Source organism: Lysinibacillus sp. COL-1, from assembly GCF_059814265.1.
Window position 1 is genome coordinate 3,475,478 of record NZ_JCAWSJ010000004.1, and the last position, 21,770, is coordinate 3,497,247.

The window sequence follows — 21,770 nt, forward strand, 5'->3', positions numbered from 1 at the left end:
ACTGTCGAGCAGTTCTTTTAATTTCTTTAAATGTATCCCTTCAAAGTTAAAATCTTCGTCAGTTGTTCAACACACTCCTCGATGGAATGCTGTTCTGTGTTCAAAATAATTTCTGGATTCTCTGGTTCTTCATATGGGGCACTAATACCTGTAAAATTCGTAATTTCAGCATTCCTTGCCTTTTTATATAAACCTTTCGGATCTCTTTTTTCACATGTTTCTACTGAACACTTTACATAGACCTCTAAAAATTCACCGTCGTCTACAAGTCCACGTACTACTTGACGATCTTCTCGATAAGGTGAAATAAAAGCGGTTAGCACTATTTGACCACTTTCAATAAATAGCTTAGAAACTTCCCCTATTCGGCGAATATTTTCCTTTCGTCCGGACTCATCAAATCCTAAATCCTTATTCAAGCCATGGCGTACATTATCACCATCTAAAACGAAGGCTTGATTGCCCCGTTCAAATAATCGACGGGCAAAAGCATTGGCCACGGATGATTTCCCTGAAGCAGATAATCCCGTAAACCATAAAATAAAGCTTTGATGTTTGTTTTTTGAACGACGTTCCTCTTTCGTAATGGAGGCTTCATGCCAAACAATATTTGAACTCATCTAACTACCTCCTTACGCATGCCTTTGATTAATACATCTACAACTTCTTTGCGGCTAAATGTACTAGGTGGTACTTCTCCATTACGAAGCATTTCACGTACTTTCGTTCCTGATAGAATAACATGGGCAGAGCCATCATGCGGACACGTTTTGGTAGTAGCCATCCCCTCACATCGCTGGCAATAAAAACTATGTTCGAATTTTAATGGCACTATTCCTAATTCATCTTCCGTAAACTGTTCAAAAATCTTTTGTGCATCGTACGTACCATAATAATCACCTACACCTGCATGGTCACGACCAACAATAAAATGGGTACAGCCATAATTTTTCCTTACAAGCGCATGGAAAATGGCCTCCTTTGGCCCAGCATAACGCATTGCGGCAGGAAAAACGCCTAATTGTACACGGCTTTCAGGATAGTAGCTTTTCAATAAAACCTCATAGCTCTCCATACGTATTGTAGCTGACACATCATCCGATTTTGTTTCACCAATAAGTGGATTTAAAAATAACCCATCAATCGTTTCAAGCGCTGCCTTTTGAATATATTCATGCGCCCTATGAACTGGATTACGAGTTTGGAAGCCAACAATTGTTTTCCATCCCTTGTCGGCAAATAATTGACGTGTTTCTACGGGATCAAACGAATACGCAGGAAATTGTTGTGCGATACGTTTGATTAAGGTAATTTTTCCACCGACATAAATAGCAGGTCGGTCATGAAGCTTTTGAACTCCTGGATGTGCTAAATCCTCTGTCCCATATACAAGCAAAGCCTCTTTTCGTTTATTCGGCTCATAAATATCAACTACTTCAATAACGCCATAAACTTCATCTTGATAGACCAGTTTCACCTCATCACCAGGCTGTATAGTAGCTGCTTTTTCTTGTGTAACAGGTAATGTAATCGGAATACTCCATACTACGCCTGATGCTAAGCGACTTTGTTCCACAACTGACTCATAATCTTCTTGTGTTAAAAAGCCTTCAATTGGGCTATAGCCACCTATCGCAATTAACTCTAAATCACTTAAAGAAATAGCATCCAGCTTAATTTCCTTGTGAATGGTTGCTATCTCTTTTTCTGGGTTAAACGCTTGCACAAGAAGCCCACCATGTGGTTGTAAACTCATGAAAATCTCCTCCTACTTCTAGTTAAATACTAAGTTTTATAGTCAAAATAGTAGTTCTAGCATGATTCAATTTATATGCCTTCACCTGCGTCATAAATGGACTGCTCTTCTTCTCGCATCGTCCGCATTAGGCTAATGACACCTAGTGTCCCAACAATAATAGTGCCAATCAAAATAATGGCATAGAGGTCCTTTTCTAAAAATAGCTGCACTAAAAAGTACGAAATAGCTAACGAAAAGATAGGCGATACAATCCAAATCCGAATGATTTTTTTGACAATATGCTGATGGAAAATTTGTTTTCCATTCTTCGCCATGCCCATCCCGATGATGGATGAAGATGTTACTTGTGTTAAAGGAACTGGAAGCCCAAAAAGCGAGCTTACGCCAACAAGAAGGGCACCTGTACTAGAAATTAAGATTCCTTCTGCCTTTTGAAAGCGCACAATTTTTTTACCATTGGTTTCAAGCACCCGTTTGCCAAGTAGCATAGCACCTAGTGCCACAAATGCCCCACCTAGGACAATGCCCATCGTAACATCCATCATCCCTGCACCAACAAGTGGTCCAACAGCATTGGCGACATTGTTCATGCCCGCTGAAAAGGCTTCGAAAAATCCAGCTAATACGAGCAGAACCGTTAAAATCGGACGATCTTTTAGCAGCCCTCTGTTTTGTAATTTATATAATAATTTTCCAAAGACAAGTGCAATGACAAAGGCGACAAGCGGTACAATGATCCAAAATGATATGATAACTAGCAATGAACGCACGAATAATACTTTATAGGCTATTCCTACTCCAACAACAGCGCCAACCGTTACTTCGCTCGTTGATAAGGGGATACCTAAAAGATTGGCGAAAAATAAGGAGCTTGTCGCCGAAATTAGGATAATGATGACAACCTTTACCGTAATATAGTCCTGCGGCATAATGCCTGAGCTAATCGTTTTGACAACCTCTCCTCCGCCTAATACAGCTCCACTATAGACACCTATTGCACATAAAAGTAATGCTTGCCAAGCTTTTTTGATGGCACCTGCACCGTAAGCAACGCCCATTGAGGCTGCTGCTCCGCTTGCCCCTATATTCATCGCAAAAAATAAACTAATAGCTATTGCAAAATATTCAAGCATGGCAAAACTCCTTTATTCATGTAAACCACACTCCGTTTTACCAGAACCTTGCCATCGTCCTGAACGTAAATCATCCATCGTAAATGCTGGCTTTGTACAATGCTCACAGCCGATACTTGGATAACCTTGATCATGCAATGGGTTGTATGGCAGATTGTGCTTAGAAACATAGCGCCAGACATCCTTCCATGTCCAATGAATCAGTGGACAAACTTTAATCGATTTAAATTTATCGTCCCGATTTAGAAAGTTTGTCTGTTGACGTGTTGGCGATTGTTCACGCCGCAAGCCAGATATCCAAGCCTTGTTACCTGACAAGGCTTCATGCAAAGGTTTTATCTTGCGAATGTCACAGCATTTATTTGGATTGGACTTCCAAAGCTCATCACCATATTGAGCAGCTTGTTGTTCTAATGTAAGGATAGGCTTCTTCATGACAATATTTAGTTGTGGATATTTTTCTTTGACTCTATTAATCGTTTCATAGGTTTCTTTAAAATGGACATCTGTATCTAAAAAAACAATCGTAGCGTTTGGCTTTACCTTTGAAATGAGATCAATTAAGACAATACCTTCAATGCCAAAGCTACATGCATAGACGATTTCCTCTCCATATTCTCGATAGCCCCACTGTAAAACTTCCAGTGCACCCTTATACAGATCATCGACTTGAAAATCAATAATCGGTTCTTGCCAATTTTCGTACGTTAACATCAAATCCCCCTCATAGCAAAAAAGGCATTTTAACAATAGACACAGTAAAACAGGTCTTTGTTAAAACGCCTCTAGTTTGACTAGCCAGCTCTTTATTTAATGATTGTTCACTAGTATTTGCTACCTCGTACCACAATCATTCTTCTTATTACCAAATATATACTAAAATACACCAAGTAGTCAACTAGGTTTTTTGACATATCTTTTTCATCCACCCATTTTTTCAGTTCCTTCCTGCATAGAATGAGTGGTATCTAGTGACCGTTACATTCATTTTCAAAATAATTAATTTTTTATTTAATTCCTTGTTGACTAATAGGAAATATATGTTTAATGTATTATTAAAGCTTTGACATAAATAATAAGTTGCTGATCAGAGAATCTGAAGGCCATCTACCCATGAAGTCATAACATTATGGGGGATGGCTTTTTGCATTCTTTAGATGGAAAAGGAGCGAAATGATATGAAAAAAAGGAGCTATGTTCTCCAAACGTTAGCACTATTAGCTGCAGTAACGTTAAGTTTAACTGGCTGTGGAAGTGCTAATTCTGATGAAAAAGCAAGTGGTCAGGAAGCAAAGAAGTCTGTAGAACTACTCAATGTTTCCTATGACCCAACACGCGAGCTTTACGATGAATTTAACAAGGATTTTATAAAAAAATGGAAAGACGAAACAGGTCAAGATGTCAAAATCAATCAATCACATGGTGGATCTGGCAAACAAGGTCGAGCTGTGATCGATGGTCTCGAAGCTGACGTTGTCACCCTTGCACTAGCTTACGATATAGACGAAATTGCTCAAACACGCGAGCTATTGAATAAAGATTGGCAGACAGAATTTGATTATAACTCGACCCCCTATACATCGACCATTGTGTTTTTAGTACGCAAAGGGAATCCAAAAAACATTCAAGACTGGGATGGTCTAATTAAAGAAGATGTGTCGGTCATTACACCCAACCCCAAAACATCTGGTGGTGCACGTTGGAACTACTTAGCGGCTTGGGCTTATGCTGGAAAGTTATATAACAATGATGAAACAAAAATAAAAAAATTTATGAAATCACTCTATAGCAATGTTGAAGTATTAGATTCTGGCGCTCGTGGTGCTACAACGACATTCGTAGAACGAAAGATTGGAGACGTCTTAATTGCATGGGAAAATGAAGCCTACTTATCTTTAAATGAATTAGGGAAGGACGAATTTGAAATCATCACACCATCATTAAGTATTTTGGCAGAGCCACCAGTTGCAGTTGTTGACAAAATCGTTGATAAAAAAGGGACACGTGAAGTTGCGGAAGCTTACTTACAACATTTATATAGTGATATCGGGCAAGAAATTGCGGCAAAAAACTATTATCGACCACGTAATGAAACCATTCTAGCAAAATATAAAGAGCAATTTCCTCAGCTTGAACTTGTGTCCATTGATGATTTTGGCGGTTGGTCACAAGCACAAGCTACCCATTTTAAAGATGGTGGTACCTTTGATGAAATATATGTACCACAATAAGGAGCGTTTTGATGAGTCAGTTAATCCTTCCTAAAAAATCACGGCGAATAATCCCAGGCTTTCATCTGTCTCTTGGTTATACAATGCTCTATGTTAGTTTACTAGTGTTACTACCACTTTCAATGATTTTCATTCATACCATGTCCTTAAGCTGGACTGAGTTTATCGCTATCATTACAGAGCCTCGTGCTGTTGCCTCTTATAAAGTGAGCTTCAGCACAGCATTGATTGCGGGCTTACTAAATGTACTTTTCGGCACCATTATCGCATGGGTTCTCGTTCGCTATCAATTTCCATTTAAACGAATCATTGATGGGCTAGTAGATTTACCCTTTGCCTTGCCTACTGCTGTTGCTGGTATTGCTTTAACATCACTCTATGCGCCAAATGGCTGGATCGGTCAATTTTTTGATTTTAAAATTGCCTTTACACCTCTTGGTATTATGATCGCGTTAACATTTATCGGGCTACCTTTTGTAGTACGTACAGTCCAACCCGTATTACAAAATATTAGCGTTGAGGTCGAGGAAGCTTCGGCAAGTCTTGGTGCCAATCGTTTACAAACCTTCAGTAAAGTCATTCTGCCAGAGCTATTACCTGCCATTTTAACTGGCTTTTCATTAGCCTTTGCCCGTGCACTTGGTGAATATGGCTCCGTTGTTTTCATTGCAGGAAATATGCCGATGAAAACAGAAATTACACCGTTAATTATTATGACGAAGCTAGAACAATATGATTATGCAGGTGCTACCGCAATAGCAGTTGTCATGCTTGTGACATCCTTTATTCTGTTGTTCACCATCAACTTGATCCAATGGCTAGCCAATCGTCGTTTTGTACAGTAGGAGGTACCACATGGAACAATCAACATTTATTCAGCAGGCTAGTAGTGAGAAAAATAAAGCAGCCCCAAAGTCTGCTGCATTACAGGAGCCCCGTATTGTTCGCTATTCGTTAACGTTCATTGCCTTAGCTTTTTTAGCTTTCTTTATCGTACTACCTTTACTATCTATTTTTATTACAGCCTTTCAAAAGGGAGCCGACGTTTATTTTGCTGCTATTACACATCCAGATGCGTTAGCTGCTATTAAGCTTACGTTAACGGTTGTAGCTATTGCTGTACCACTTAATGCTCTTTTTGGCGTAATGGCTGCATGGGCCCTTACAAAGTTTAATTTTAAAGGGAAAAATCTATTACTTACCATCGTTGATTTACCATTTGCCGTCTCCCCTGTTATCGCAGGACTAGTATTTATTTTATTGTTTGGTTCACAGGGACTTTTCGGTGATTGGCTGTTCGCACATGATATTAAAATTGTTTTTGCCTTGCCTGGCATTGTCCTCGCCACTATTTTCGTCACTTTACCCTTTGTTGCACGTGAGTTAATACCACTCATGCAAACACAGGGCACATCTGAGGAGGAAGCGTCCATTTCACTTGGTGCCAACGGCTTTAAAACATTTTGGTATGTTACATTGCCCAATATTAAATGGGGATTGTTCTATGGTTTGATTTTATGTAATGCACGAGCCATCGGGGAATTTGGGGCGGTCTCTGTTGTATCAGGTCATATCCGTGGCATGACCAATACGATGCCACTTCATATTGAAATTCTCTATAATGAATATCAATTTTCAGCAGCCTTTGCTGTTGCCTCCTTAATGAGTGTTATGGCCATCTTTACATTAGTTGTGAAAGATATAATCGCATGGAAATCAAAATCTAGTTAAAAGGAGATGGTCACGTTGAGTATACAAATTCAAAACGTATCCAAAAAATATGGTGCTTTTCAAGCCTTAGAGGATATATCAGTTCATATTCAGTCAGGGGAGCTAGTAGCACTGCTCGGCCCTTCTGGTTCGGGAAAAACCTCTTTATTACGTGTGATTGCGGGGCTGGAAACCACTGATGTTGGTGACATCTTATTTGATGGTCAGTCCATAACCAATCGACATCCAAAGGAGCGCAATGTGGGCTTTGTCTTTCAGCATTATGCCCTTTTTCGTCATATGACAGTCTTTGATAATGTCGCATATGGGCTAAAGGTTCGCCCGCGAAAAAGCAGACCCTCAAAACAAGAAATAACAAATAAAGTGATGGAATTATTGCAGCTAGTCAAACTCGAAAATTACGCTAATCGATATCCAACACAGCTTTCAGGGGGGCAACGGCAACGTGTAGCACTGGCAAGAGCCCTTGCTGTAGAGCCTAAGGTTCTTTTATTGGATGAACCGTTCGGAGCACTTGATGCAAAAGTTCGCAAGGAATTACGTCGCTGGCTACGAAAGTTGCATGATGAATTTCATATTACCAGTATATTTGTGACACACGACCAGGAGGAAGCACTAGATGTAGCGGATCGCATTGTCGTAATGAATAATGGCAAAATCGAACAAATTGGCAGCCCAGATGAGGTGTATACGAATCCAAATAGTCCATTTGTTTATGACTTCTTGGGCAATGTCAATCTTTTTAAAGGTCGCTTACATAATGGTAAGCTCATGCAAGGCGAAGTTGCACTGGATGTACCAGATGCCCTCACACATACGAATGATAACGTAATTGGCTATGTGCGCCCTCATGACATTCATATCGAAAAAACAAGTATTCCAGGGACAGTTCCTGTTAAAATCAGTCATATTCATTTGCTAGGACCTATTGTCCAAATTGAGCTACGCCGTGAGGATCTTGATGAATTTTTAGAGGCGGAGTTATCAAAAGAACAATTTTTCCACCTACAGCTTAAAGTTGGCGACCAAGTATTTGTAAAGCCAAAACAATTAAAAGTATTTACCCCCGAAGATTACTCCATTTAAAAAGCCATGTAGCAAAACAATTTGCTACATGGCTTAGTGTTGAAAAAACAAAACCATTAATAGTATTTTTGTGAAATGTGAAAATAGATTTCCATTGCAGGCTACTTGCTTTCCTGTGGGCGAGCACCGAGCCGCTTCCTCCGCTACCGCTCCAATCCATAAAAGTGTTTCTTGTTAGCAAAGGCTTTCAACTAAAGTGAAGGTATTCACTACTCTTTATGGAGGGATGTTGTCACTCATCACTTCTCTACATTGAAAATAAGAGGCTATCCTTTCTCTACAAATAATGGGCTATTTTGTTCACTACGGCTCGTATGAAAGATAAGGAAAAAACACTTTTATCACATGGTTGATTGAAGTGGAGCCAGCGTCACTCCTAGGGGATTTAGCGTCATAGCTGAGACCCTGGAGCGAACGTAAGTGAGTGAAGCGGCTCATCGGACGCCCCCTGGAAAGGACGCTGGCGGAACGGAAATCAACCTCTCGCCTTGCTAGGTTCTTTTTTTGCTATTGACATCACCTTTTTTCAACAACAAGCCATGTAGCAAAGCAATTTGCTACATGGCTTTAATCATTAGTGAAATTCTCTCCCATCATTAACAGCTGTCACATATCCAGCACGAATAACAAAGTCACCAAAATGCTCCCCCTCTAAACGCTCCTTCGCAAAATGCAGAAGAATTGGTCGAAGCTCTGCTAATATTTCTTCTTCGCCAATATTTTCACGATAGATTTTATTCAATCGGTTGCCTGTAAAACTTGCCCCTAAATACATATTATATTTCCCTGGTCCTTTACCGATAAAGCCGATTTCAGCCATCGCTGCACGTGAACAGCCATTCGGACAGCCAGACATGCGTATAACAATTTCTGTTTCATTTAATCCTGCCTCATCGATAATGGCATCAAGCTTCGTAATGAGAGAAGGTAAATAGCGTTCTGCTTCCGCCATTGCTAAACCACAGGTTGGTAAAGAAACACAGGCAATGGAATTGCGACGTAAGGCAGAATAATGCGCTCCATCCGTTAGTTTGTATTGTTCAATAATCGTATTAATTTTTTTCTTTTTTTCTGGAGTCACATTGCTAATCATTAAATTTTGGTTCGGTGTTAGGCGAAAATCACCTGTGTGTACTTTAGCTATTTCGCGTAATCCTGTTAACAGCTGATAATCTTCAAAGTCTTTTATACGACCATTTTGAATAAATAACGTGTAATGCCAATGACCATCTGCCCCTTTAATCCAGCCAAATTCATCACCAGTACGCTCAAATGTATAGGGACGAGCCTGCTGAATTTCCCAGCCTAGCCGACGTGTTAATTCTTCTTGGAACCAGGCAAGCCCTCTTGCATCGATCGTGTATTTAAAACGTGCATTTTTGCGCACAGAACGATTCCCATAATCACGCTGTATCGTAATAATTTTCTCTGCTGTTTCCAATAATTTATCTGGCGTAATAAAGCCAATTAAACGAGCAAGCTGTGGATAGGTTTCATGGTCACCATGGGTCATGCCCATTCCTCCACCAACAGCTATATTAAAGCCAATAAGCTGATTTTTTTCAACGATGGCAATAAGTCCAATATCTTGTGAAAAAACATCCACGTCATTACTTGGTGGAATCGCAATCCCTATTTTAAATTTACGAGGCAAATATTGTGCTCCGTAAATCGGTTCAATTTCTTCATCCTGACTATCTACCACCTTTTCCCCATCCAACCACAATTCATGGTAAGCCCGTGTTCGAGGTAATAAATGCTCACTTAGTTTGGCAGACCAGTTGTAAACCTCTTCATGCAATGCCGATTGGTTTGGATTCACATTACACATCACATTGCGGTTTACATCTCCACAAGCTGCCAGAGAATCCAATAGTACCTCATTGATTTCCTGCATATATTTTTTGACATTCCATTTTAAAATACCATGTACTTGAAATGCTTGACGTGTTGTTAACTTTAAAGAGCCATTACCATACGTTCTAGCCATTTCATCCATGACTAGCCACTGTGCTGGTGTAGCTGCGCCACCTGGTGTTCGTACACGCACCATAAATTGATAAGCAGGCTCCAACTTTTGGCGTTGACGTTCATTGCGCAGATCTCGATCATCCTGTAAATAACTACCATGGAATTTCATAAGACGATTATCATCCTCTGGAATACCAGAGCTTAATGGATCATTCATGGTACGTTCGAGCGTACCACGTAGGTAATTACTGTCAGTCTTAATGCGCTCTACATCACTTGGTTCTCCAGGCTGTGGAGGTAAAACTATCTTTTCTGTCATTCTTGATCGCTCCTTTAATCCTTTACACCTCGGCGTTTTGGCTTCCATCTGGGGCTGTGCTTTTTAGCTAAGGTACGAGCCTCACTATAGGAATCATTTGCTAAAGAACTCATGCTAAATACAGTTAGTAAACGTCACGTTGGTAGCGTTTCTGCTGTTTTAATTCATTCACAATGATTTTTGCTTCCTCTGGTGTTTTCTGCCCTTGCTGCTCAATGATGTGATGAATGGTTGCATCCACATCAGCTGCCATCGACTGTTTATCACCACACACATAAATGACAGCACCCTGCTCAAGCCATTCATAAAAGCTCGCCGCATTTTCTTGTAATTTATGCTGAACATATACTTTTTGGTCGGTATCTCGTGAAAAGGCTACATGCATTTGGCTTAATGTGCCCGATGCAAGCCAACGTTGCCAATCCGTTTGATAAAGAAAGTCCGTAACAAAATGCTGGTCGCCAAAAATAAGCCACGCTTTCCCCTCAATCCCTAACTCTTCTCGCTCCTCTAGGAAAGCTCGATACGGGGCAACTCCTGTACCTGCTCCAATCATAATAATTGGCGTATCTTCATTCTCTGGTAATCTGAAGTTCGGGTTTTTATGAACATAGATTGGTAATGTATCACCAATTTGAACGTGTTCTGCTACACTGCCAGAACAAACACCCAAACGTTTTCTGCCAGCTGTCTCGTAGCTAACCTTTCCAATGGTTAAATGAACTTCTTCGTTATTGGCCTTTTGGCTACTAGCGATGGAATAAAGTCGTGCTGGAATTTTACGTAGCATCTCTACAAATTGCTGAGCACTCCATGTAAATGGTGCAAAATCCTTTACCACATCAAGTAAATCTCTACCTTTTGCATAGCCCTTCCAAGCATTCGGTTCCTCAAATAGCTTTAAAAATTGTTGATGCTCTGTATAAGCACCTATTTTTTCGAGTAAAGGCCTAGATAACACCGTAATCTCTAATTTTTTCTGTAACGCATCCCTCAATGCTACCGTTTCCTCAAAAACAGTCACTTCCGTTTCTGGATTGAATTGAAGGGCTGCCAGCAATGTATGGACTAATTGCTCATCATTCTCTGGCAGAATGCCAATGCTATCTCCAGGTTCAAAATGAAAATGAGCTCCCTCAATTGATAATTCAAGATGACGTGTCTCTTTATTCGAGCCACGACCATTTAAATTCAGATTTTCAAGTACTTCAGCGTAAAATGGATTTTTTCTTGAATATGTAGATTCTTCTAGTAGTTGCGTGTCTTCGTTTGATGTTGAAGTAGACCCTACAGCAGTTGCTTGCTGCAGAAATTTTTGTTGAACTGCTGAGAACCATTGTGCAGCTGCGTCGTCATAATCCACATCACAATCAGTTCGGGGAACCATTCTTGTTGCACCTAATTTGGCGAATTGCTCATCGAAATCCTTCCCCGTTTTACAGAAAAATTCATAGGAGCTATCCCCTAAAGCAAGGACCGAATACTGTAGATGCTCTAGCTTAGGTGCGCGCTTACTGTGCAAAAACTCATAGAATTGTATCGCTTGATCTGGTGGATCACCTTCCCCATGTGTACTAACAATCAGTAAAAGATTTGTTATCTTTTTTAAATTAGTTGCTTTAAATTTTCCTAATGATGAGATAGTAACCTCTACATGTTGAGCTTTTAAAGCGGCTGCATATTTTTCAGCTAACCCTTGACTATTGCCTGTTTGAGAGCCATATAAAATGGTCATTGTTTGGGTAATGGGTTGGGCTGCTGGTGTTGGCTGTTCCTCATTTGCCTCCAATGTTGCTAGTGGTGCACTTAAATAACCGTTAAGCCAAATTTTTTGTTCGGTTGTTAATTTAGGAAGAAGCTCATTTAATAACTTCACCTGCTCTTCATTAAATGGACTGTTTATTACTTGCAATTTCAATCTTTGCCACCTCACGAATCATCATCATTTCATTTTTTAGATTATCGAAGCCTGATTTTTTCCTTTTTTTCAATTTGAACCACGTAAGCATTTTGTACAATTAATGTAATTGATCCGTGGTTCACAGTATTTAACATTTGGCGGACATTCTCTAATGCTAGATTTACGTTTTCAGCTCTTTTATCTACCATTACGAAACACCTTCCTCTTTAAAATGTAATAATTCATCAATACGTTCCACTAACACCTTTTTCACATTGTCATCGTAGCCTAAGCTTTCACAAAGCACGATATCTTGGCTGTCAAAACTCTGTATTCGCTTGGCAATACTTTTCCTTAAAATACCTGTAAATAATAAATACGGTACAATAAAGACTTGCCGTTGCTTCCCTTTTTCTTGTTGGAGCCAGTCTTCAAAAGTCGGTCCCATCCCATATAAAAAGCATGTATCAACAACTTTATAGTGATATTTAGTACGTAACTTTGCTGCAATTTTTGCTAGATCTCTTTTGACGGCTGGATCACTACTCCCACGCCCTATGAGTAAAACACTTGCATCAAACTTAGGTTGCTGTTTTTCTATTATCCTAGCTTGTAATGAGTCAATTAATCGTTCATGGATTCCAAGAGGCTCACCATAAGTAAACTTTACAGATGGATATTGCTTTTGAGCTTTTGCCACTTCTTTCGGAATATCTTGTTTGGCGTGTTGGGCAGCTAGTAGTAAAATGGGCATCACTGCAATCGCTGTTGCACCTTTTCGAATACAACTCTCAATTCCTTCAGCAATGGTCGGTGTTGCAAGCTCCAAAAAGCAGACTTCTTGAATGGATACATGAACTTCCTGTTGCACTCCTTGAAGAAACGTTACGGCCTGCTCTACGCCTGCCTTGACTCGGCTGCCGTGTGCAATATATAAAATTGCTTGCATCATTCCACATCCTTACCTCGTTATTTGGGCTGGCTGTGGCGTGTTATGCTCAAACCATTGAATTGTTTCTCTTAGTGTCACAACTTTCCCTACTAATATGATGCTAGGGTTTTGAATAGTTTCCGTACACACAATTTCTTCAATTGTAGCTAAAGTACCCGTAACGGTTTGTTGCTTTGTGGCTAATGTGCCCCAATGAATAACAGCCACAGGCGTATTTTCATCACGGCCATATTTGAGTAATTGCTGACGAATGTATGGCAGATTACCAACCCCCATATAAATGGCAATCGTGTCAATTCCCTTCGCAAGACTTTCCCAACGTATCGCATCTTCTTTCCCATCCTGCATATGCCCCGTAACCATGGCAAAACTTGAACCTAATGCCCGATGTGTAACAGGAATGCCTGCATACGCTGGCGCTGCTATACCTGAAGTAATGCCAGGTACAATTTCAAATGGAATCTGATGCTTAGCTAGTACCTCAGCTTCCTCAGCCCCTCTACCAAAGACAAACGGATCTCCTCCTTTTAATCTTGTTACGACATACCCTTGCTGTGCATAACTGACAAGAGTCTGGTTGATCTGCTCTTGAATCATTGCATGCTGTTGTGGTAATTTCCCACAAAAAATCAATTTAGCGTCTTGCTTGGCATAATCCAATAGCTCTTTATTAATGAGTCTGTCATATAAAATAATGTCAGCACATTCAATACAACGTAATCCTTTGACCGTAATGAGGTCAACATCTCCAGGACCTGCACCTACGATATAAACTTTCCCCATTCCGTTTCACTCCTTCTATCCTCTATTTATAGTGGAGGGAGTCTTCTGTACCTGGTGGTTCAAAAAACACTTATTGAATCAAGATAATAAAAGAGGCCAATATTATCCTTAGGCACAACAATGCCTATGAACAATAAAAGCCTCTAGTTTGCTAGTCAGCCACCTATTTAATTCTTAGTAATATAATAAGAATAATAAATAATTTAGTATATTCTGTCAACACCCAATTTGCTACTTCGTAAGGCACAACAAAAACCAGTTGCCGATTATAGGGCAACTGGTTGATCGTTTTATGTGCTTACCAAGGTCTGCGATACCGTGGACCTGGTCGAAAATATGGACCTGGCTGATATGGTCGATAGTTTGGATAATATGGATTATAAGGATATTGATTAAATTGAGAGCCAAGGAAACTTCCTAAAAAACCACCGAAAAACGGTGCACCAAATGGCCAAATAAAGCCTCCAAATCCTCCTCCTGGGTAACCTCCGAAATTGCGCATATGCTACCTCCCTTTTTACTCTATCGTATGAAGGAAGATACATCTATCATATGTAGAATGCCTATTCTATCGGGATTAGTGCTTAAATCACAAAAAATCAGCGAGAACAAATTCCCGCTGATTGCCATTCTCTCTTACTTTTCTTCCCCTAAACGTTGAACAAAATTCGCAAGCGTACGTACCATAACCCCAGTACCGCCTTTAGGCCCTAAATCATGTATAGCCACTGCATCAGATGTGCCAGCAATATCTAAATGAATCCATGGCGTATCGCCAACAAATTCGCCTACAAAGCCTCCACCGAAAATCATATGACCATCACGACCTGGAGAGTTGTTTAAATCAGCTACATCTGATTTACGAATTCGTTTTTTATCATTCTCTGTTAAAGGCATACGCCAAACAAATTCATCTGTCTCATTTGCAGCTTCCATAAATGCTGCGAAAAATGCATCATCATTCGCAAGAGCACCTGTTTTATCCATACCTAGCGCAGTAATGACGCCTCCAGTTAAAGTAGCAACATCAATCAGTGATGTAGCACCTTGCTGTTTAGCATATGTAGTTGCATCTGCCAGAACTAAACGTCCTTCTGCATCCGTGTTTAAGACTTCAACCGTTTTCCCACTATACGTAGTAATCACATCATCTGGTTTAAATGCTGTATCAGATACCATGTTATCTGTAGAACCGATAACAGCTACAACATTTTTATTTGGACGTAATTCACCGATAATTTTCATCGCTCCAAGCACAGCTGCTGCGCCGCCCATATCGCCTTTCATACCGACCATTGAGTCTTTTGGCTTTAAAGAATATCCACCTGTATCATACGTTACCCCTTTACCGACAAGGCCAATTGGATCTTCAAAATCTTCAGTCGCTTTATATTTTAAAGTAATTAATCGTGGTTCTTCATATGAGCCTTGGTTAACACTTAAAATACCGCCCATACCTAGTTCCTCTAATTGAGCTTTACCTAAAATCTCTACTTCAAAATCATACTCTACTGCAAGTGATTGTGCATAATTGGCTAAATCAGTTGCTGTTAGTAGATTTGGTGGTAGATTAATTAAACTACGAGCTTCATTGACAGCATCCGCATAAATTACACCTACTTCAAAGCTAGCCACAACCTCATCTATATCCTCTGACATTGTCACAAGATGAACAGCATTAATACGTTTATCTACTTCGTTTGAAGTTGTTTTGTAATGAGGAATAGCATAATAGCCAAGTCCAATTCCTTCTCCTGCTAAAAACGCTACATCTGTAGTTGCAATTGAATCTGTTGTAAATGATTCAAGCCAAATGGAATACTCTTTTGCCTTTAAAGCTTTTAATTCTTTTCCTACTAAACCAAATGCTGCGCGAATATCACCTTCTGTTAAGTTTTTACGCTCGTCCAGGCCTACAAATAAAATACGTTTAAGGTTCGCATGGTCTTTCACAAATGGCAATTTCGTTAGTTTCTTTAATTCTGTTGATACGTCCCCAGCACTAATCCACGTATCAAGTGATTCACCGTAAAAAGATGAAAAGCTTGTCCAATCCTGCATTTGTTCACGATGTTTTGTGACTCCCACCACTAATAGTTCTGTAGAAATCGTTTCAAATGTTTTTGCTTCTTTTACAATATGCATGTAAATTCCTCCATTCCATATACTATTATAACGAAGTTTCTGAAAAGTACGTAATATTTGCCTGTATCTTCTTTTAGAAAATAATGAATGTTATAATAAAATCAATTATTTGCGAAGGTTGTGATGAATTGAGTTTACTTCAAAATACCCCATTACTAATTGCCCTCTTTGCCGTTCTCTTTGCACAGTTTGTCAAAATCCCCATCCATTTTTTAATGACTAGACAAGTGAATTGGAGCCTGTTTACCTCGACGGGTGGTATGCCTAGCTCTCACTCTGCCTCAGTCACTGGACTGGCAACCTCGATTGCTTATGAGACGGGGTTGGAATCCCCTATTTTTGCAGTAGCCGCTATGTTTTCCATTATTGTGATGTACGATGCCAGTGGTGTTCGTTACCAAGCAGGACAGCATGCCGCTATATTAAATCAGCTGCGCAAGGACTTCCAAACATTGCTCCATGATTTAAAAAAATGGCCTCAGATGGATGGGCAGGAGAAAATGGAGGAATTAAAAACATTATTAGGTCATAAACGAAGCGAAGTATTTTTTGGGGCTCTCACAGGTATTTTTATCGCCATCATAACCTACGAGTTTTTCATATTATAAGCAATAAAAACACATCCTCTAGAGGGAGGTTGTGTTTTTTTGTATAAAAAAAGTATTCTTCCTTCGATTGAAAGAAGAATACTCAGCAAGTTAGAACATTCGATATCCACTTTTTCGTAAATAAATCATCACGATACCTGCCACAATGGAACCCGCAAATCCACCTGATAAAATAGCAATATCTACAAACTGTAGCGCCTGTAATTTATCGATTAGTGCTGGGAATGCAGAACCTGGCTTAAAAATATAATCTAAGAAGCTTACTTCATCTACAATAAAGATGACAACGATTGGATACACAATCGACATTAACCATGTCATACGTAACAGCATATTTAACAAAAATCCGATACCAAAGAACATGACGAAAAATAACAATATTGAAATGATTAACTGTACTAATGAAACTGGACCATCCATGTATGTATAACCTCCGTTTTCCTCTCATTAGTTTACATGATTACGACAACGCTTTCAATGAACATATCCTTGTTTTCGCTTGTTCGACATATTTAGTTAATCTTTCAGTTATCGTGGATTTTTGCAGGTATTCTTTCTCTTAACAAGAGTATTTCTTTGTCTTCCGCGAGTATTCCTCCTCCTATCGAGAGTATTTCCCTGTCTTCTGCGAGTATTCCTTCCTTCATCGCGAGTATTTTCCCGCTTTTATCATCAAAAAACTATTGAAGATAGGACTTCTAATCTTCAATAGTTTTACTGTTTCTTTATGAAGCTGTTTGAGCTAGCAAGAACTTCGGTGATTTCCAAAGCTGTGCCCATTTTTTAAAGGCTGTGATGACGATTAATAAACCGAGCATCAGCATAATAACGGATAAGATGCCATTTAACATATTGAAGCCTGCAGCTGCTGGATTCCAATACACATTTTTAATCATCCAATAGCCTGCAACATTGACAGTGACGTATAAATAAGCCAATGGAATAAAGCATGTTAACGCATAAACTCGCTTATCTGCCACCTTCAATACCATCGTCACTCCACATACTAAACCAATAGCTGCCATCAGCTGATTGGATACACCAAATAATACCCAAATGGAGCTAATATCTCCCGAATACAATAAATAGCCCCACATAAAGCAGGCGAGTGCACTGGCAAAAATTGTACCCGGTACCCAATTGGTACGCTTCAATGGTTTATAAACATTGCCACCAAAGTCTTGAATCAAATAGCGCGCTACTCTCGTTCCTGCGTCAATGGCTGTTAGAATAAAGACAGCCTCAAACATTATCACAAACTGATAGAAATAAGAAGATAACTCTGCGAACCAAGGAATGCCTGTAAAGATATCTGTCATTCCAACAGCCAAAGTTACAGCGCCTCCTGTTCGTCCCTCTAAATCCATGCCAATGCTTTGAGACAAGGCTTGTAAATGAACAGGCTCCATCCCTAATGTGGCAAATACAGCTGGTGCTGAGTTAATCGCAAAATAGTCTGCTGGATGAAGGGCTGTAGCTGCAATCAAGGCCATCACGCCTACTAATGACTCTACTAACATTGCGCCAAAGCCAACAATACGAATATCTTCCCAACGATCAATCATTTTAGGCGTCGTTCCTGAGCCTACAAAAGCATGGAAGCCTGAAATAGCTCCGCAGGCAATCGTAATAGACACAAATGGCCATACAGGACCTGCAATTACTGGGCCACCGCCATGAATAAATTCTGTTAACGGCGGGAACTGAATAGCAGGATTGACAAAGAAAACGCCAATAATTAATGCAATAAATACACCAATCTTCATGAAACTACTTAAATAATCACGTGGGGCTAGTAATAGCCATACAGGCAAGGCAGCGGCGAAAAAGGCATAAATCGGTAAGATAATAGCTAATGTATCACGGTCAAACGTTAAAAATTCACCAAATGCTGTACCTTGAATAAGTGGCCCGATAAATACGCCAATCATCAATAAAATAAAGCCTACTGTGGATGTTAAAATTAAATTGCCTGTTTTTCGATAAGCAATCCCTACTAGTATCGCGATTGGAATAGTAATCCCTACCGCAAACGTTCCCCACGGATTACGTTCTAAAGCTCCTAACACCACCATTGAAAGACCTGCCATAGTAATCGTAATAATAAATAGCATCGCAAGGCCTGTACAGAAGCCAGCAATAGGACCAAGCTCCTCCTTCATCACTTCTGATAAGGATTTCCCCCCATGACGCATGGAAGCAAATAACACAACAGCATCATGGACAGCCCCACCAATTACCGCTCCTATTAATAACCATAGAAGTCCAGGTAAATACCCGAACTGTGCAGCTAAAATCGGTCCAACCAACGGCCCTGCGGCGGCAATCGCTGCAAAATGATGCCCAAAGGTTACCCATTTATTCGTCGGAACATAGTCCTTACCATCTTCCAAAGCATGCGCTGGCGTGGGCGTATCATCTTTTATTTTGAGTACCTTTTTTGTAAAGAATATGCCATACAAACGATAGCTAATCACCAAAACACAAATAGATCCTATCACAATTGTAATCGCATTCATGCAAACACCCCTTTTACTTTTTTCACATCATAGCAAAGGAATGTCCCCCATATTCATAAAATTAACTGAAATGTCAGAAATCAAAGTTGAAATGTCGTATTCTTCTATTGAAATGCAACTATTTTGATAGGTCAAAAATTTTCCGTACATCCTTCATATACAGCCTACTAACCGGAATTGAATGTCTGTTGTGCAATATTAAATTATATTTAGAACTACTCCAAGGCTCTAGTTCCACAATATGCTCTAAATTAACAATGAACGCACGATGGACACGCACAAAACCTTTTAAAGCCAGCTTCTTCTCTAACGCTGCCAATGACTCCGAAGCGAAAAATCTCCCTTGCTCTGTCACAACCACCGTTTTACTGTCCTCAGATGTACAATATAAAATATCCTGTATTTTCATTAATAAAATTCGATCGTTTACATAAACCGTTAATTTATCGAGCTTGTCCAACTGTGAAAACTTTATTTCTTCCATTGTTTTTACCTGGGCAGCTCTTTTTTTAGCTAATAGCTTTTCCACAGTAGCTTGTACTCTTTGTGCCTCAAATGGTTTCAAAATATAATCAAAGGCACTGACCTCAAATGCCTGTAATGCATATTCATCATAGGCTGTAGCAAAAATAATTTCGGGTCTTTGTGCATCTAACAGTAGTTGCTTAGCTAAATCGAGTCCATTATTCATTCCTAACTCAATATCTAAAAATACACAATCTATCTGTTCATACTGTTTGCAAAAGTCCTCTAGATTTTCAGATTCGCCACAAACATTTACTAACGCTGTTTGCTCTAATAAATACCTCAACTCAGCGCGTGCCAACGGTTCATCATCCACAATATATACATTCAATCTTTTCTACTCCCATCTAGTCGCCTTTAGCGGCAGTTGAATCATTATTTTCGTTCCTACATCCAATGTACTCGCTATATGAAAATCTGCCTCTGTGCCGTAAATTTCATGAATGCGTTGGTAAATATTCCATAACGCCGTTCCTGTTCCTTGCTCCGATTGCATAATATGTTTACCGAGCTGTTTCACCTGTTCTTTTCTCATACCACAGCCATTATCTTCCGTTACTAGTACTAGCTTATCGTTCACTCGTTGTACTTTGACAAAAATCTTGCCTTCCTTGCGGTTTTTAAAGGCATGATAAATAGCATTTTCAACAAGAGGCTGTAATGTAAATGGAGGAATTTGCACATCAAAGAGTGTTTCATCCATCATAAATTCGACTTCGTAACGATTAGGAAATCTTGTTTGCTCAATGGATAAATAAGCCTCAACATGATCAATTTCATTTTTTAATGGAATGAGCATTTGCCGTGCGCCTTGCAAATTGCTTCTAAAAAATGTGCTTAGTTTGATCAATAGTGCTCTTGCCGCATCTGCATCTGTTCGGATCAAGCTCGAAATCGTGTTCAGACTATTAAAGAAGAAATGAGGATGAACTTGTGCCTGTAATGCTTTAATTTCAGCGTCTTTTAATAACTTTCGCTGTTGTTCAATTTCAGCATATTCGAGCTGTGAGGAGAATAGTCTACTTAAGCCCTCCGCAAGCTCCTTCTTCACTCCTGTTAAAGATTCTGCTTTCGTGAAATAGAGCTTTAAGCTTCCAACAGTGCGCTGCTGTACCATTAAAGGCAGAACAATGGCAGCGCTTAATGGGCAACCATCATGTGGACATTGAATCTCCTTTGCCGAAGTAGCCATTAAAATTTCGCCTTCCTTTAATACACGTTTCGTTAGAGCTGTCATAATTTCACGATGAATTAAATGATGATCCTCACCAACACCGACATGTGCCAATATGCCCTTTTTATCAGTAATAGCGACCGCCTCTACTTTTATTTCCCTTTTAATAATTTCAGCAACCGTTTGGCATGATTCTTCATTCAAACCCTTACGAAAATGCTCAATCGTTTGTTGGGCAATCGAAAAAGCTTGATGTGTTTGTAAAGCTTTTGTCCGTTCTTCCTCATCAATAAATGTTTTAATAATCATGAAAAATAAAAATATCCCAAAGGCATTCATCAAAATCATTGGCAGCGCAATTAACGATACTAACTGCAAAGCTTGCTCGAATGGCTTCGCGACTACTAAAATGACAATCATCTGAATCGTTTCCGCACAGATTCCAATAATGACAGCTTTCTTATAGGAAAAAGTTTGACGTATTTTGAAACGTTTGCTTAATCCACCTGTCATAAAGCCAGCAAGAATCGTCGAAACACCACAGGCTATCGCTGTAAAGCCCCCAAGTGTAATTCGGTGAACACCTGCAATAATCCCTACACAAACACCTACAAGGGGCCCACCAAAAATACCTGCAATGGCTACGCCGATTAACCTCGTATTAGCAATAGCCTCCTCAGCATTGATCGTACTATGTATCATCTGATTTAAAGGATGAATCGTACCGCTTTCAATTTTAATACCTGTATAGCTACTAATAATACATAAGCTACTAAAGATAATGATAAGCCATATTTTCTCCTTCTTTCCTTGCTCCTGAAACAGCTTCTCTCGAAAAAGTCTCCATCTGGACATTAAAAAGGCAAACACAATGATCAAACCGACTCGCTCCAGCATAAATAAAAATAACTCCATCATAGCCTTCCTCCTGAAG

20 protein-coding genes are annotated in these 21,770 nt (G+C 39.6%); 5 read left to right on the forward strand and 15 right to left on the reverse strand.

Features of this window, described 5'->3' with window-relative positions:
* Positions 1 to 26: 26 nt before the first annotated feature.
* From cysC to AC6BKE_RS25475, 4 genes are all read right to left on the reverse strand, one after another.
* On the reverse strand, positions 27 to 620 hold the full coding sequence (cysC, locus tag AC6BKE_RS25460) for an adenylyl-sulfate kinase (RefSeq protein ID WP_036119825.1): 594 nt from the start codon (positions 618 to 620) through the stop codon (positions 27 to 29).
* Entirely contained in the window at positions 617 to 1,756 is a 1,140-nt protein-coding gene (sat, locus tag AC6BKE_RS25465; protein ID WP_499858222.1) for a sulfate adenylyltransferase, read from the reverse strand. The genes cysC and sat overlap by 4 nt, the downstream gene beginning before the upstream one ends.
* Before the next feature lie 71 nt (positions 1,757 to 1,827).
* Complete coding sequence (gene cysP, locus AC6BKE_RS25470; RefSeq protein WP_330493971.1) at positions 1,828 to 2,892, reverse strand: sulfate permease; 1,065 nt, start codon at positions 2,890 to 2,892, stop codon at positions 1,828 to 1,830.
* 12 nt (positions 2,893 to 2,904) lie between these two features.
* Positions 2,905 to 3,606: a phosphoadenylyl-sulfate reductase gene (locus tag AC6BKE_RS25475; RefSeq protein ID WP_271910781.1), complete on the reverse strand. Its 702-nt coding sequence runs from the start codon at positions 3,604 to 3,606 to the stop codon at positions 2,905 to 2,907.
* Positions 3,607 to 4,070: 464 nt separating this feature from the next.
* Between AC6BKE_RS25475 and AC6BKE_RS25480 the strand changes: the two genes are divergently transcribed.
* From AC6BKE_RS25480 to AC6BKE_RS25495, 4 genes are read left to right on the forward strand one after another with little or no spacing between them, the layout of a single operon-like run.
* Positions 4,071 to 5,123, forward strand: coding sequence for a sulfate ABC transporter substrate-binding protein (locus tag AC6BKE_RS25480; RefSeq protein WP_499858223.1), 1,053 nt, complete (start codon positions 4,071 to 4,073; stop codon positions 5,121 to 5,123).
* 11 nt (positions 5,124 to 5,134) lie between these two features.
* Positions 5,135 to 5,968, forward strand: coding sequence for a sulfate ABC transporter permease subunit CysT (gene cysT / locus AC6BKE_RS25485; RefSeq protein WP_330493973.1), 834 nt, complete (start codon positions 5,135 to 5,137; stop codon positions 5,966 to 5,968).
* A gap of 10 nt (positions 5,969 to 5,978) precedes the next feature.
* Entirely contained in the window at positions 5,979 to 6,854 is an 876-nt protein-coding gene (cysW, locus tag AC6BKE_RS25490) for a sulfate ABC transporter permease subunit CysW (RefSeq protein ID WP_036119808.1), read from the forward strand.
* A 15-nt stretch (positions 6,855 to 6,869) separates the two neighbouring features.
* Complete coding sequence (locus tag AC6BKE_RS25495) at positions 6,870 to 7,940, forward strand: sulfate/molybdate ABC transporter ATP-binding protein (RefSeq protein ID WP_499858224.1); 1,071 nt, start codon at positions 6,870 to 6,872, stop codon at positions 7,938 to 7,940.
* Positions 7,941 to 8,514: 574 nt separating this feature from the next.
* Here the strand turns inward: AC6BKE_RS25495 and cysI are convergent.
* From cysI to AC6BKE_RS25530, 7 genes are all read right to left on the reverse strand, one after another.
* On the reverse strand, positions 8,515 to 10,230 hold the full coding sequence (cysI, locus tag AC6BKE_RS25500; protein ID WP_499858225.1) for an assimilatory sulfite reductase (NADPH) hemoprotein subunit: 1,716 nt from the start codon (positions 10,228 to 10,230) through the stop codon (positions 8,515 to 8,517).
* A 124-nt stretch (positions 10,231 to 10,354) separates the two neighbouring features.
* Complete coding sequence (locus AC6BKE_RS25505) at positions 10,355 to 12,148, reverse strand: assimilatory sulfite reductase (NADPH) flavoprotein subunit (RefSeq protein WP_342503503.1); 1,794 nt, start codon at positions 12,146 to 12,148, stop codon at positions 10,355 to 10,357.
* A gap of 41 nt (positions 12,149 to 12,189) precedes the next feature.
* Positions 12,190 to 12,339, reverse strand: a complete 150-nt coding sequence (locus tag AC6BKE_RS25510) for a YezD family protein (RefSeq protein ID WP_080717104.1) — start codon at positions 12,337 to 12,339, stop codon at positions 12,190 to 12,192.
* Positions 12,339 to 13,079, reverse strand: a complete 741-nt coding sequence (locus AC6BKE_RS25515) for a sirohydrochlorin chelatase (protein ID WP_340835055.1) — start codon at positions 13,077 to 13,079, stop codon at positions 12,339 to 12,341. The genes AC6BKE_RS25510 and AC6BKE_RS25515 overlap by 1 nt, the downstream gene beginning before the upstream one ends.
* Before the next feature lie 12 nt (positions 13,080 to 13,091).
* A complete protein-coding gene (gene cobA / locus AC6BKE_RS25520; protein WP_342535056.1) occupies positions 13,092 to 13,865 on the reverse strand; it encodes a uroporphyrinogen-III C-methyltransferase in 774 nt (257 codons plus the stop codon).
* A gap of 298 nt (positions 13,866 to 14,163) precedes the next feature.
* On the reverse strand, positions 14,164 to 14,367 hold the full coding sequence (locus AC6BKE_RS25525) for a hypothetical protein (RefSeq protein ID WP_036119794.1): 204 nt from the start codon (positions 14,365 to 14,367) through the stop codon (positions 14,164 to 14,166).
* 134 nt (positions 14,368 to 14,501) lie between these two features.
* Positions 14,502 to 16,010, reverse strand: a complete 1,509-nt coding sequence (locus AC6BKE_RS25530) for a leucyl aminopeptidase (protein WP_036119791.1) — start codon at positions 16,008 to 16,010, stop codon at positions 14,502 to 14,504.
* Positions 16,011 to 16,093: 83 nt separating this feature from the next.
* Here AC6BKE_RS25530 and AC6BKE_RS25535 point away from each other — a divergent pair, with 83 nt between their 5' ends.
* Positions 16,094 to 16,618, forward strand: a complete 525-nt coding sequence (locus tag AC6BKE_RS25535) for a divergent PAP2 family protein (protein WP_499858226.1) — start codon at positions 16,094 to 16,096, stop codon at positions 16,616 to 16,618.
* A 90-nt stretch (positions 16,619 to 16,708) separates the two neighbouring features.
* On the opposite strand, the gene AC6BKE_RS25540 is transcribed toward AC6BKE_RS25535, so the two are convergent.
* The 4 genes from AC6BKE_RS25540 to AC6BKE_RS25555 all read right to left on the reverse strand — a co-directional run bounded on the left by AC6BKE_RS25540 (position 16,709) and on the right by AC6BKE_RS25555 (position 21,751).
* Positions 16,709 to 17,038, reverse strand: a complete 330-nt coding sequence (locus AC6BKE_RS25540) for a YuiB family protein (RefSeq protein ID WP_036119784.1) — start codon at positions 17,036 to 17,038, stop codon at positions 16,709 to 16,711.
* Between the two features lie 305 nt (positions 17,039 to 17,343).
* The gene (locus AC6BKE_RS25545) at positions 17,344 to 19,137 is read right to left on the reverse strand and encodes a carbon starvation CstA family protein (protein WP_058844843.1); all 1,794 of its coding nucleotides are present in this window, start codon (positions 19,135 to 19,137) and stop codon (positions 17,344 to 17,346) included.
* A gap of 118 nt (positions 19,138 to 19,255) precedes the next feature.
* Complete coding sequence (locus AC6BKE_RS25550) at positions 19,256 to 19,993, reverse strand: LytR/AlgR family response regulator transcription factor (protein ID WP_058844842.1); 738 nt, start codon at positions 19,991 to 19,993, stop codon at positions 19,256 to 19,258.
* A 6-nt stretch (positions 19,994 to 19,999) separates the two neighbouring features.
* Positions 20,000 to 21,751 (reverse strand): sensor histidine kinase, encoded by a 1,752-nt coding sequence (locus AC6BKE_RS25555; protein WP_058844841.1) that lies wholly within the window; start codon positions 21,749 to 21,751, stop codon positions 20,000 to 20,002.
* Positions 21,752 to 21,770 lie beyond the last annotated feature (19 nt).